General features: G+C 67.0%; 13 protein-coding genes. 7 read left to right on the forward strand and 6 right to left on the reverse strand.

The features are described 5' to 3' along the window. Positions 1-59 precede the first annotated feature (59 nt). Positions 60-1,019 (forward strand): acetyl-CoA carboxylase carboxyltransferase subunit alpha, encoded by a 960-nt coding sequence (locus AC5P60_RS01960; RefSeq protein ID WP_005408731.1) that lies wholly within the window; start codon positions 60-62, stop codon positions 1,017-1,019. Positions 1,020-1,192: 173 nt separating this feature from the next. On the opposite strand, the gene AC5P60_RS01965 is transcribed toward AC5P60_RS01960, so the two are convergent. Then, positions 1,193-1,648, reverse strand: coding sequence for a CopD family protein (locus AC5P60_RS01965; RefSeq protein WP_005408730.1), 456 nt, complete (start codon positions 1,646-1,648; stop codon positions 1,193-1,195). A gap of 149 nt (positions 1,649-1,797) precedes the next feature. On the opposite strand from AC5P60_RS01965, the gene AC5P60_RS01970 reads away from it, so the two are divergent. Beyond that, positions 1,798-2,388, forward strand: a complete 591-nt coding sequence (locus AC5P60_RS01970; RefSeq protein WP_483692901.1) for a class I SAM-dependent DNA methyltransferase — start codon at positions 1,798-1,800, stop codon at positions 2,386-2,388. 93 nt (positions 2,389-2,481) lie between these two features. Beyond that, the gene (locus tag AC5P60_RS01975; protein WP_495201668.1) at positions 2,482-3,789 is read left to right on the forward strand and encodes a polyhydroxyalkanoate depolymerase; all 1,308 of its coding nucleotides are present in this window, start codon (positions 2,482-2,484) and stop codon (positions 3,787-3,789) included. A gap of 111 nt (positions 3,790-3,900) precedes the next feature. Here AC5P60_RS01975 and AC5P60_RS01980 read toward each other — a convergent pair whose 3' ends face one another. Both AC5P60_RS01980 and AC5P60_RS01985 read right to left on the reverse strand, forming a co-directional pair. Next, a complete protein-coding gene (locus AC5P60_RS01980; protein ID WP_049454730.1) occupies positions 3,901-4,890 on the reverse strand; it encodes a sensor domain-containing protein in 990 nt (329 codons plus the stop codon). Next, positions 4,887-5,252: a PadR family transcriptional regulator gene (locus AC5P60_RS01985; protein WP_032128337.1), complete on the reverse strand. Its 366-nt coding sequence runs from the start codon at positions 5,250-5,252 to the stop codon at positions 4,887-4,889. Before AC5P60_RS01985 ends, AC5P60_RS01980 begins: the two co-directional genes overlap by 4 nt. 136 nt (positions 5,253-5,388) lie before the next feature. Here AC5P60_RS01985 and AC5P60_RS01990 point away from each other — a divergent pair, with 136 nt between their 5' ends. Continuing rightward, positions 5,389-6,291 (forward strand): peptidylprolyl isomerase, encoded by a 903-nt coding sequence (locus tag AC5P60_RS01990; protein WP_483692903.1) that lies wholly within the window; start codon positions 5,389-5,391, stop codon positions 6,289-6,291. A 576-nt stretch (positions 6,292-6,867) separates the two neighbouring features. Here the strand turns inward: AC5P60_RS01990 and AC5P60_RS01995 are convergent. Then, positions 6,868-7,740: a DMT family transporter gene (locus tag AC5P60_RS01995; RefSeq protein WP_483692904.1), complete on the reverse strand. Its 873-nt coding sequence runs from the start codon at positions 7,738-7,740 to the stop codon at positions 6,868-6,870. A 115-nt stretch (positions 7,741-7,855) separates the two neighbouring features. On the opposite strand from AC5P60_RS01995, the gene AC5P60_RS02000 reads away from it, so the two are divergent. Next, positions 7,856-8,800: a LysR substrate-binding domain-containing protein gene (locus AC5P60_RS02000; RefSeq protein ID WP_005408722.1), complete on the forward strand. Its 945-nt coding sequence runs from the start codon at positions 7,856-7,858 to the stop codon at positions 8,798-8,800. 68 nt (positions 8,801-8,868) lie between these two features. Beyond that, positions 8,869-9,162, forward strand: a complete 294-nt coding sequence (locus AC5P60_RS02005) for a hypothetical protein (RefSeq protein WP_005408721.1) — start codon at positions 8,869-8,871, stop codon at positions 9,160-9,162. Between the two features lie 31 nt (positions 9,163-9,193). Here AC5P60_RS02005 and AC5P60_RS02010 read toward each other — a convergent pair whose 3' ends face one another. Then, on the reverse strand, positions 9,194-9,982 hold the full coding sequence (locus AC5P60_RS02010; protein ID WP_088436641.1) for a DUF4349 domain-containing protein: 789 nt from the start codon (positions 9,980-9,982) through the stop codon (positions 9,194-9,196). Between the two features lie 23 nt (positions 9,983-10,005). Next, a complete protein-coding gene (locus AC5P60_RS02015; RefSeq protein ID WP_483692905.1) occupies positions 10,006-10,362 on the reverse strand; it encodes a GFA family protein in 357 nt (118 codons plus the stop codon). 112 nt (positions 10,363-10,474) lie between these two features. Here AC5P60_RS02015 and AC5P60_RS02020 point away from each other — a divergent pair, with 112 nt between their 5' ends. Continuing rightward, the gene (locus AC5P60_RS02020; protein ID WP_005408718.1) at positions 10,475-12,283 is read left to right on the forward strand and encodes a DUF885 domain-containing protein; all 1,809 of its coding nucleotides are present in this window, start codon (positions 10,475-10,477) and stop codon (positions 12,281-12,283) included. The last annotated feature ends 66 nt before the right edge of the window (positions 12,284-12,349 follow it).

Here is a 12,349-nt window from a genome sequence, read left to right on the forward strand (position 1 = left end):
TACGGGTGGTTTGCGCGCATTCGGCTAGAATTCCCCTCTTCTTTACACGACGGCTTCCGATGAATCCGAACTACCTCGACTTCGAGCAACCCATCGCCGACCTGGAAGCCAAGATCCAGGAACTGCGCAACGCCAGTGCCGGGCCGGCGGTCAATGTCGAGGCGGAAGTGCACGCGCTGCAGGACAAGCTGCGCATGCGCACCGCGCAGATCTTCCGCAACCTGACCTCGTGGCAGGTGCTGCAGCTGGCACGTCATCCGTCGCGCCCTTACACCGCCGACTACCTCCGCGTCATGTTCGATGAGTTCCAGGAGCTGGCCGGCGACCGTGCCTTCGCCGACGACAAGGCGATCATGGGTGGCCTGGCCCGCATCAACGGCCGTGCAGTGATGGTGATCGGCCACCAGAAGGGCCGTGACACCAAGGAGAAGATCAAGCGCAACTTCGGCATGCCCAAGCCGGAGGGCTACCGCAAGGCCCTGCGCCTGATGAAGATGGCCGAGCGCTTCGGCCTGCCGGTGCTGACCCTGATCGACACCGCTGGCGCCTGGCCGGGCATCGACGCCGAATCGCGCGGCCAGTCCGAAGCGATCGCGCGCAACCTGATCGAGATGGCCGAACTGAAGGTGCCGATCATCTGCACCGTGATCGGCGAAGGCGGCTCCGGCGGCGCGCTGGCGCTGGGCGTGGGCGACCGCACCGTGATGCTGGAATACGCGGTGTACTCGACCATCACCCCGGAAGGCTGCGCCTCGATCCTGTGGAAGGACGCCGGCAAGGCCAAGGACGCGGCCGAACAGCTGGGCCTGACCGCCCCGCGCCTGAAGAGCCTGGGCCTGGTCGACAAGGTCGTACGCGAGCCCACCGGCGGCGCCCACCGCAACCCGACGCAGATGGCCAAGCGCCTGAAGGCGGTGCTGCTGAACGAGCTGGATGCGCTGGACAAGCTGTCCACCGAACAGCTGCTGGAACAGCGCTACGCGCGCCTGCGCAGCTACGGCACGTACGAAGCAGCCTGACGTAGTGCCGGCCGCTGGCCAGCATGCAGGTAGGCCTGGTAGTGCCGGCCGCTGGCCGGCAACACGCAGGTGATTGCAGAAACGAAAGCGCCGGGCAAATGCCCGGCGCTTTCGTTTGCGCCCTGACGGCATCCACGCATGGCGTGGATCTACCGGGTGCAGATGCCCCCGCCTCAGAACGGCTTGGCCAGCACCAGCCACACGATCGGAATGAAGGCCAGCAGCGGGATCTCGTTGATCCAGCGCAGCGCGCGCGACGACGGCAGCGCCCTGCCCTTGGCCACGCCCTTGAGCAGGCGGCCGATCCAGCCGAAGTACACCAGCAGCAGCACCACCAGCCCCAGCTTGGCATGCAGCCAGCCGGCGCCACCAGGCGCGACCATGGTCGGGAAATCGGGAATCACCTTGTAGCCCAGCCACAGCACCAGGCCCAGCAGGAATGCCAGGCCGAACATCGAGTGGCCGAAGCGGTACAGGCGCAGGCCCATCAGCTGCAGGCGCTCGGTCACCGCCGGCTGGCCTGCAGTCTCGGCCAGGTTCACCAGGATGCGCGGCAGATAGAACACCGTGGCCATCCACGCCACCACGAACACGATGTGGAAGGTCTTGACCCAGTAGTAGCTCTGCATGCGCTCGCTCCGGCGGCTGGCGTAGGTTGACGGCCATTCTCGCATGCCGTGGCGAAGCCGCTGCAGGCACGCACGCCGCGACACATCGACGCATGGCGCGTCGCAACACCGTACGATAGGCGCCGTTTTCCCCGACCGCGCACCGCCCCATGGACAAGACCTACGACGCCGCCTACTTCCAACGCTGGTACCGCCGTGCCGACATCGGCGGCAGCGCCCGCCTGGCGCGCAAGGTCGCGTTGGCCGTGGCCAGCGCCGAGTACTACCTGGAGCGGCCGATCCGCAGCGTGCTGGACATCGGCTGCGGTGAAGGCGCCTGGCGTGCACCGCTGCTGAAGCTGCGTCCGAAGGTCGAATACCTCGGCTTCGACAGCAGCGAGTACGCTGTGCGCCGCTACGGCAGGACCCGCAACCTGCACATGGCCCGCTTCGGCGATTTCGCCTGGCTGCGGCCCTGTGTCCCGGTCGACCTGCTGATCTGCTCGGACGTGATGCATTACGTGCCCGACCGCGAGCTGCGCGCCGGTCTGGCCGGCGTGGCCGAGCTGACCGGTGGCGTGGCCTTCCTGGAGACCTTCGCCGCCGAGGACGAGTTCGAGGGCGACCATGACGGCTTCCAGGCCCGCCCGGCGCGCTGGTACCGCCGCACGCTGGCCCGGCACGGCCTGCAGCCGGTAGGGTCGCACTGCTGGCTCGGCCCCGCCCTGGCAGGCGATGCGGCCGCGCTGGAACGGATGTGAATCCGGATTCATTATTTTCAGCCGACTTAACCTGCGGGACACCCGGATGGGATATGCTGCGCGGCAACATATGACCATACATATTCGGTCGTCATGCTCTATCAACTGCACGAACTGACCCGCAACCTGCTCGCCCCCTGGGTGCACCAGGCCCAGGCCAACGCCAGGTTCTTCGCCAACCAGGGCCACTGGTGGTCGCAGATGCCCGGCGCTGATCGCCTGGCGGCGGTCAATGAGCTGTTCCATCGCATCGGCAAGGATTACGAGAAGCCCGAGTGGGGCATCAACGAAATCGACGTCGATGGCGAACGCGTGCCGATCGTCGTGCACGAGGAAGTGAGCAAGCCGTTCTGCAAGCTGCTGCGCTTCAAGCGCCACAGCAATGAAGCCGACCAGCTGCACACGATGCTCAACCAGCCGTTCGTGCTGGTGGTGGCGCCGCTGTCGGGCCACCACGCCACGCTGCTGCGCGATACCGTGCGCACGCTGCTGCGCGACCACCGCGTGTACGTGACTGACTGGGTCGACGCGCGCATGGTGCCGTCCAGCGAAGGCGAATTCGGCCTGGACGACTACATCGCCTACATCCAGGAATTCATGCGCCACCTCGGCGTCGAGCGCCTGCACGTGGTGAGCGTGTGCCAGCCGACCGTACCGGTGCTGGCCGCGGTTTCGCTGATGGCCAGCCGTGGCGAACCGACGCCGCGCACGCTGGTGATGATGGGTGGCCCGATCGATGCGCGCTGCAGCCCGACCGCAGTGAACAACCTGGCCACGCAGAACCCGCTGTCGTGGTTCGAGAACAACGTCATCCACACCGTGCCGGCCAGCTATCCCGGTGCCGGCCGTCGCGTGTATCCGGGCTTCCTGCAGCACGCCGGCTTCCTGTCGATGAACCCCAGCCGCCACTTCAGCTCGCACTGGGATTTCTACACCGACCTGGTCAAGGGCGATCTGGAAGACGCCGACGCGCACCGTCGTTTCTACGACGAGTACAACGCGGTGCTGGACATGCCGGCCAAGTACTACCTGGATACCATTTCCGTGGTGTTCCAGGACTTCCTGCTGCCGCGTGGCGAGTGGTTGGTCAACGGCGAGAAGGTCGATCCGTCGGCGATCCGCGATACCGCGCTGCTCAGCATCGAAGGCGAGCTGGACGATATCGCCGGCCTCGGCCAGACCGAAGCCGCACAGGCGCTGTGCACCGGCATCACTGCTGACCGACGCGAGCATTTCATCGTCGAAGGTGCCGGCCACTACGGCATCTTCAGCGGCCGTCGCTGGCGCGAAGTGGTGTACCCGAAGGTGCGCGACTTCTTCGCCGCGCATGCCGAAGCACCGGCGGCGAAGGTCACGAAGAAGAAGAGCAACGTCACCCCGTTGCGGCGAAAGGCGGGGTAATGCCTCGCCTCGGGGTCGGATCCCTTTCCAACGGAAAGGGCTCTGACCCCAGCATGATGGGATCCGGGGTCAGAGCCCTGTTCTGCGAACAGGGATCCGACCCCTGGCCTGTTACAACCGCACCAGCAGGTTCTTGGCAATCAGCCCGTGCAGCTTGCCGATGCCGCGTGCCAGATGCATCGTCAGCAGCAGCAGCAGCGCGCCCGCCGCAGCAACCGTGATCGCCACCAGCGGCGATGCAGCCATCGGCAGTACATTCACGCCATCGACGTACACGCCCGGAATGTCGCCACTGAAGATTGCCGCGACCGGCGCCCAGATCAGGCTCAGCGACAGCGACAGCAGCGTCACCGCGAGGGTGAAGTAGATGACGCCCAGCGGCAGCATCAGCACGAAGTACAGCAGGGTGAGCCAGGTGCGGCCATCGGTGAACATGTCGCCGATGCGCTGCAGCCAGGTGCGGCTGCGATCGGTGTAACGCGGACGGCGCGGCATGCGCTCGCCCAGCAGCGCTTCCACCAGCCGCCCTTCCAGCAGCGCCAGCCCGCGCACCGAGCCGAAGAACAGCACGGTCAGCGGAATGCCCACGATCAGGATCAGCAGGCCCAGCGACAGCGACAGGCCGGTCACCACCCAGGTGAAGAAGAAGATGCCGGTAGCCAGCGACAGCAGCATGTAGAACAGCGCACCGTAGGTGTGCGGATCGGTCACCACGCCGAAGAAACGCGCCAGCAGCGAGCGCTGCACCGGCGCCGGCGGCGGTGCGGCCGGCTCGACGCCACTGGCTTCCGCCGCTGCGCGCAGCACCGGTGCGGTATCGGCACGCGGCGTGCGCAGCGCGCGGTTCACCGTCACTTCGGTCTCGCGGTAGATCTCGGCCACTTCGTCCGGCGCGCCGTAGCTGCCGGCCACGTCGGCGATCACCTCGGCCTCGCTGCGACCGGGCTGCGCCGCCAGCTCCGAGCGCAGGTACTCCTCGGCGTCGTACAGCGCGTCCTGCACCATCGCCGGGTCGGCGCCTTCCAGCGCCGCGCGCAGCTGCGCCAGGTACTGCGGGATGGTGGTCGGCAGGGTGCGGCCTGCCAGGCTCGGATCGTTCATTGCGGTACCCCCTCCAACACGGAATCGACGGAATCGCGGGTGGCCTGCCAGGCCTGGCGCCACTGCGCCAGCACCTCGCGGCCACGTTCGTTGATGCGGTAGTAGCGTCGCGGCGGCCCGCTGCTGGACGGCTCCACATGGCTTTCCAGCAGGCCGGCTCCTTCCAGATTGCGCAGCACCGGGTACAGCGCGCTCTGCTTGCCGCTCAGCACGCCCTCGCCCACCCGCTCCAGCTCCTTGGCAATGAGGTAGCCGTACAGCGGCTCCCCGGCCCGGGCCAGCACCGCCAGCAGGGCCAGCGACACCGTTCCGGCGCTGAGCTCCTTCTGGAACTTCTTCAGCTGGACATCGTCCTCGGACATGACCGGCCCTCCACTACGTTGAAGTCCACAGTAGTGCGAAGTTCGGTATAGCGAATGTGTCGTTAGTCATCGTGCCGGTTGGCGTGGCCGGGCCGCTCGCGCAGAATCGAAGCCTCGTTCATGTTCCGGGGATCCCATGCCGCACCTTCGTCGCCTTGCCCTGACCGCCATCGCCCTGTCCTGCCTGCTGCCCGCCATGGCCAGTTCGGCCACGCCCTACCGCAGCCCGCAGCAGATCCTCGACGCATCGGCGGCCCGCGACTGGCGCACGCCGGACCCGGCCAACCTGCTGTACATGGACCTGCCGGCCGGTCGCGTGATCATCGAGCTCGCGCCGCAGTTCGCCCCGCGCCATGTCGCCAACATCCAGACCTTCGCCCACGAGCACTTCTGGGACGGCACCAGCATCTACCGCTCACAGGACAACTTCGTGGTGCAGTTCGGCGATGCCGACGCCGATGACGCCGCCAAGGCCAAGCCGTTCGGCAGTGCCGAGCGCAAGCTGCCGGCCGAATTCGAGCGCGCCGGCGCCGGCCTGAAGGTGAGCGTGCTGCCGGACCGCGATGGCTGGGCCGCGCAGACCGGTTTCGTCGATGGCTTCCCGGTGGGCCAGGACCCGCAGGCCGGCAAGGCCTGGCTGGCGCACTGCTACGGCATGCTGGGCGCCGGCCGCAGCAACGAAGAGGACAGCAGCATCGGTGCCGAACTGTACGTGGTGACCGGGCAGTCACCGCGTCAGCTGGACCGCAACATCACCCTGGTCGGCCGCGTGCTGAAGGGCATGGAGCTGCTCAGCGCGATCCCGCGCGGACCGGCGCCGATGGGCTTCTACACCGACCCGACACTGCGTACGCCGATCGTGTCGATCCGCCGTGCCAGCGATGTGCCGGCGGCCGAGCGCACGCCGATCCAGGTACTGCGCACCGATTCGAAGACGTTTGCCGATACGGTGGAGGCACGGCGCAATCGCGTGGATGATTTCTACAAGCGTCCGGCCGGGCATATCGATCTCTGCAATATTCCGGTGCCGGTGCGCTGATGGTTTCCTGCGCGTGACGCGTGCTGAAGTTGCTTCACTGTTCATGGGCGTCACTTTTCTTTTCGCGCGAAAAGAAAAGTAACCAAAAGAAACGCGCCGCCAGGTCGCGAGCCGCCGTGCTTCGCACGTCGGTCCCCTGCGCTTCTCGGTGAATCAGGGGACGGTGCCGAACTCGCTGCGCTCAGACATCGGCACCTCTTCGCCCCTGATTCCCCTGCGATGCTCGGCTCACTCAAGGCGGACCCAAGGTCAAGAGCCACAGCTGCACGACGATGCATGGTAGTGCCGGGCCGGGCCCGGCGAGCGAAGCGACCGCTTCTGCCTTTGATCTTGGATCCGCCTTGAGCGAGCCGAGCACCGCAGGTCCGGCGAGGGCGAAGAGGCGCGGGTGTCTGAGCGCAGCGAGTTCCCGCGCCGTCCCTCGACGGGCCGAGGAGCGCAGGGCACCGGTGCGCAGCACCGGCTCGCGACCGGCGGAACGTTTCTTTTGGTTACTTTTCTTTGCGTACAAAGAAAAGTAACGCCCATGAACAGTGAAGCACCTTCAGCACGCGCAACGCGCAAAACGCCAATTCCTCAGCCCTTCTGGCTCACCGCCACGCTGCCCAGAATCAACACACCCGCAATCAGCATCTGCACCGTCACCGCCTCACCCAGGAACAACCACGCAAACGCCGCGCCGAACAGCGGAATCAGGTAGGTCACCGTCGACGCGCGTGACGGGCCAATGCGGCCGATCAGGCGATAGAACATCAGGTACGCCAGGCCGCTACAGGCCACGCCCAATGCGATCGCCGCGCCCCAGGCCTTCAACGGAATCGCCGCCTGCGGCCAGTGGCTGACCGCCATCGGCAGCATCCACAGCGAGGCACACGACAGCGTGGCTGCCGCGGCGGCGGCCGAGGGCAGGCCGGTCATGTGCCGCTTCACCAGGTTCACGCCCAGGCCGTACAGCAGCGATGCCGCTGCACCGGCCAGCACTGCGGTGCCGATGCTCAGGCCGGAGACCTTGGCGGTGGCCAGCACCACCACGCCAGCGAAGCCAACCAGCAAGGCACCGGCGCGGCGCAAGCCGATCTTCTCGCCGAAGAACAGGAAGGCGATCAGCGCGGCGAACAGCACGGTCATCGCATTGCAGATCGCGCCGATCGCCGCCGGCGCCTGTTCCGCTGCATAGGCGAACAACACGAACGGCAACGCCGAGTTGATCAGGCCGATCGGCGCCAGCCACAGCCAGCGCCGCGGCGGGAACTGCGCGCGGGCGCGCCACAGGAACGGCAGCAGCACCAGCGCACCCAGCACCAGCCGCACCTCGACCAGCGCGAACGGGCCGAACGACGGCACCGCCACCCGCATGAACAGGAACGAGCAGCCCCAGATGGCGCCCAGCAGGGTCAATTCCAGCGGCGTGCGCCAATCGCGCTCGGCCGCCTGTGGGACCGCATTCATGCCTTGCCTCCGTACATCGTCAATTCCTCGCCAAGGCGGACAGGATCAGGCGCAGACGCCCGCTGCACAAGCGCGTAGTATCGCTGCCAGCCACAAATATGGTTTGAGGCTCGACATGCTGCTACGCCCTTCCCTGCTACCCGCACTGGCCGTGTTCGCGGTCGCCGCGCGCCACCAGAACTTCGCCCAGGCCGCGCAGGAGCTGCACCTGACCGCCAGCGCGGTCAGCCACCACGTGCGCCGCCTGGAAGAGGTGCTCGAGGTGCGCCTGTTCCTGCGCCACGCGCGTGGCGTGCGCCTGACTGCCGAGGGCCGGCAACTGGCCGACGCCGCCAGCGCCGCCTTCACCGATGTCGCGGCCGTCGCCCATCACCTGCAGCCGGATGCCGACAGCGTGCCGCTGCGGATCACCACGCTGCGCTCGCTGTCCTACTGCTGGCTGCTGCCACGGCTGCCGCGCTTCACCCAGGCCTACCCGCACATCCGCATCGAACTGCATACCGGCAGCGGGCTGGATCGCTATGACGACAACGGCCCGGAAGTGGGCATCCGCTACGGCCTGGGCCAATGGCCCGGCCTGCGTGCGCAGCACCTGATGGATGACTACCTGTTCCCGGTCGCCTCACCGGCACTGGCCGGCGTCGAAACGCTGGTCGATCCGGCGCGCATCGCCGACCTGCCGCTGCTCACCGACCTGTCGCCGCAGGGCTGGCGCGACTGGTTCCGCCACGCCGGCGTGCGCACGCCGTCGCCGCTGCCACCCATGCACACCTTCGCCGACAGCACCGATGCGATGCGTGCTGCGGTGTATGGCATGGGCGCGGTGCTGGCGCGCACCCACATCGCCCAGCCCTATCTGCAGCGCTACGAGGTGGTGCGCCTGCCCGGCCCGGCGCTGAAGGCGCGCTATGCGTATCACGTAGTGCATGCCGAAGGGCAACCGCCCAGCCCGGCCGCACGCCTGTTCATCGACTGGCTGCTGGAGCAGGCGCAGGACGAACGCACACCGATTCCGGCATTGCCGGACAGCCTGCTCGGGCGCCCGGCCACACGCGCCTGACTGCACCCTCACCCGTTCTTTGCCCGGCGCTGGCTAGGCTGCAGGCAACTCCACAACGTACCTACGCCATGGCCATGCTGCGACTGCGCATCACCGGAACTGAAGACGACGCCCGTGCCATCAGCGACCTGCTGCTCGGCCTGGAGGGCATCGAGCATGTCGAGGAAACCGACGATCTGATGCCGCACATGGACGACGACGATTCCAGCTCGGCCGGGCTGTCCGACGACATCGGCCCGGGCATCCATGAGCTGGAAGTGGAAGTCGGCAATGAAAGCACCGCGCAGAAGGTGCGCGACGCGGTGCAGGAACTGGCGCTGGAGCTGGATGTGTTCGTCGAGTACGAGACCGACGAGGGCTGATGCCGGCTGGCTGCCGGCATCAGCCTTCACCTCAGAGGTTGGGCGGCAGCTTGCGACGGCGGCGGCGCCACCATGCCCGCATACCCCAGGCCGCGATCAAGGCCAGCACCGCCACCGGCAGCAGCGCGGCGACGGCGCGGATCAGGAACGCAACGCTGGTGCTGAGGATGCTGCCCGACTCGCTCAGCGCCTCGCCGATCTCGCTGCGGCTGCGCTGGCCGGACGTGGTATCGAAATGGATCGTCACCAGCTGGGTATCGATGCGCCGGCGCTGCTGCGCGGCATCCTTGCTGGCCTGCTCGACACCCGCCTCGATCTCGGACAGCCGCGTGGTGATCGCCATCAGGTCCTCGATCTTCAGGTCCTTGCGGTCCTGGTAGGCCAGCAGCCGCGCGTGTTCCTTCTCCAGCCGCGCCTTGGTCAGCGCGGTGTCGGCCACGGCCTGCGCGAGGTCCTCGGCACGCGTGTTGCGCGACTGCAGCGTGCCGCCCTCACCGGCCAACGCGATCAACGGCTCGGTGCCCTTCGGTGCAATCCGCACCTTGACCTCGCCACTGGGCTGCTCGCCACTGCGCTGGTCTACCTGCAGCACCGCGCAGTCACCGAACTTCGCGCTCTGGCAGGCCTGTGCCACCTGCTGGATGCGCGGTGCGATCTGCGCCGCTTCCAGTTGCACCTGCACGTCGTGTTCGTAGGCGAGGAATGCGCCTTCCGGTGAAGCGATGGCAGCCTCGGCCGCCGTGGCGCCCGCATCCGCCGCCATGTCGCCCTGCTTGGCGCAGGCGCCCAGCGCCAGCAGCAGCACCGGCATTGCCGCCATGCACGTCCACGCGCGCACCGGCCTCACAGTGCGGCCCCGTCGTAGGAGGTCACCGCCAGCGTGGCCAGATCCACTGCAGGCACGCAGCGCACGTTCACCGCCACCATCGGCACACCGCTGCGCGGATCCACCGCCTCGCTGTAGGGGGCAATGCCGCATTCGCGGCAATGGTGATGGTCGATGTGGGCCTTGTTGAAGTGGTAGGTGGCCACGTCCGCCGGATCGGTGCTCAGCTGGAACGCTTCGCGCGGGGCGAACCACAGCAGGCTGCCACGGCGGCGGCACATCGAGCAGTTGCAGTCGATGGCGTCGCTGATCGGCGCCCCGGCCTGTACGGTGAATGCGATCCTGCCGCAATGGCAGCTTCCCTGGTATTCCATGTTCTGCGCTCCTTTGGAGGGTCCTTGTCTGCGCCCATGGTAATCCTATGGCACGGGGACAAAGCAGCCACGCGGCCCTATGCTCAGGGTTTGACCCCGTACAGGAACGCCGATGCGCCCGCATCTTCTTGCCCTCGCCCTGGTCGCCGCGCTGGCCGGTTGCCAGCCGGCCGACGCCCCGACCAACGCTTCCACCCCGGCCACCAGCCAGCAGGCCGGTGACGCGGCGGTCGATGCCGCCTTCGCCGACCTGTCCAAGCGCGCCCTGGACACCTGGATGCAGCTGTCGCCGGTCAGCGCTACCCAGATCGGTGACCACCGCTACGACAGCGAGCTGGACGACCTCAGTGCCGCCGGCCAGCAGAAGACCCTGGCAGCCTACAAGGCGCTGCTGGGCGAGCTGGACAAGATCGAGGTGGCCAAGCTGGGCCGCGAGAACCAGGTAGACGCGGCGATCCTGCGCAACCAGCTGCAGTCGGAAATATGGAACGCCGAAGTGCTGCAGTCCGGCAAGTGGGACCCGCAGCTGTACAACGGCATTGCCGGCAGCGCGATCTACGGCCTGATGGCGCGCGAGTTCGCGCCGCTGCCGGAGCGCCTGAAGTCGGCCACCGCGCGCATGGAAAAGCTGCCGGCGATCTTCGCCCAGGCCCGCGAGAACCTGGATCCGGCACGGGTGCCGAAGATCCACGCCGAAACGGTGGCCAAGCAGAACAAGGGCATCCTCAGCATCGTCGATACCTTCATCACCCCGCACATCGGTGAACTGCCGCAGGCCGACCAGCAGCGCCTGCAGGCCGCCATCGACGGCCTGAAGAAGGCGGTGGACGAGCAGCAGACCTGGCTGGACAAGACCCTGGTGCCGAATGCCAAGGGCGACTTCCGCATCGGTGCGGAAAAGTACGACCAGAAGCTGAAGTTCGCGCTGAGCTCCTCGCTGTCGCGCCAGGAGATCGGTGAGCGTGCACGCGCCGAACTCAAGCGCGTGCGCGAAGACATGTACGGCATCGCGCAGACCGTGCTGAAGGACAAGCCGGGTGCGCCGGAGATGCCGGCCCAGCCGACCGACGAGCAGCAGCAGAAGGCCATTGAAGCTGCGCTGGAGCTGGCCTACGCCGACAAGCCGGCACGCGACAAGGTCGTCGACGATGCCAAGGCCGCACTGGAGCAGTCCACCGCGTTCGTGCGCGAGCACGATCTGATGACGCTGCCCGACGCGCCGGTGGACATCATCCTGATGCCGGAATTCCAGCGTGGCGTGGCCGTGGCCTACTGTGATTCACCGGGTCCGCTGGACAAGAACCTGAAGACCTTCTACGCCGTGTCGCCGATTCCGGACGACTGGAACGACAAGCAGGTCGACTCGTTCCTGCGTGAGTACAACTCGCGCATGATCCACCTGCTGAGCATCCACGAAGGCACCCCGGGCCACTACCTGGAAGGCTGGCATTCGGCCAAGTTCCCCTCCACCCTGCGTGCGGTGCTGCGTTCAGGCCTGTTCGCCGAAGGCTGGGCGGTCTACACCGAGCGCATGATGCAGGAGCAGGGTTACCTCAACAACGACCCGCTGTTCCACCTGGTGCAGCTGAAGTTCTACCTGCGCACGATCTCCAACGCGATCCTCGACCAGGGCGTGCACGTGGACAACTGGGATCGCGAGAAGGCGATGCACCTGATGACCCACGACGCGTTCCAGCAGGAAAGCGAAGCGGCGGGCAAGTGGGTGCGTGCACAGCTGACCTCGGCACAGCTACCGACCTACTTCGTCGGTGCGCAGGAACACTTCGACACCCGCAAGGCGGTGCAGGAGAAGCTGGGCGACAAGTTCAACCTGAAGGCGTACCACGACCAGGTACTGTCCTACGGCGCACCCCCGGTGCGTTTCGCACGCCAGCTGATGCTGGACCAGCCGATCGAGTGATCGGGGTGGTGTGAGTTGAAGCGGATCGGCCCGGGGAAACCCGGGCCGATCTGTATGTGGGGGATC

It is taken from the genome of Stenotrophomonas sp. YJH_SMC_120 (assembly GCF_059368675.1).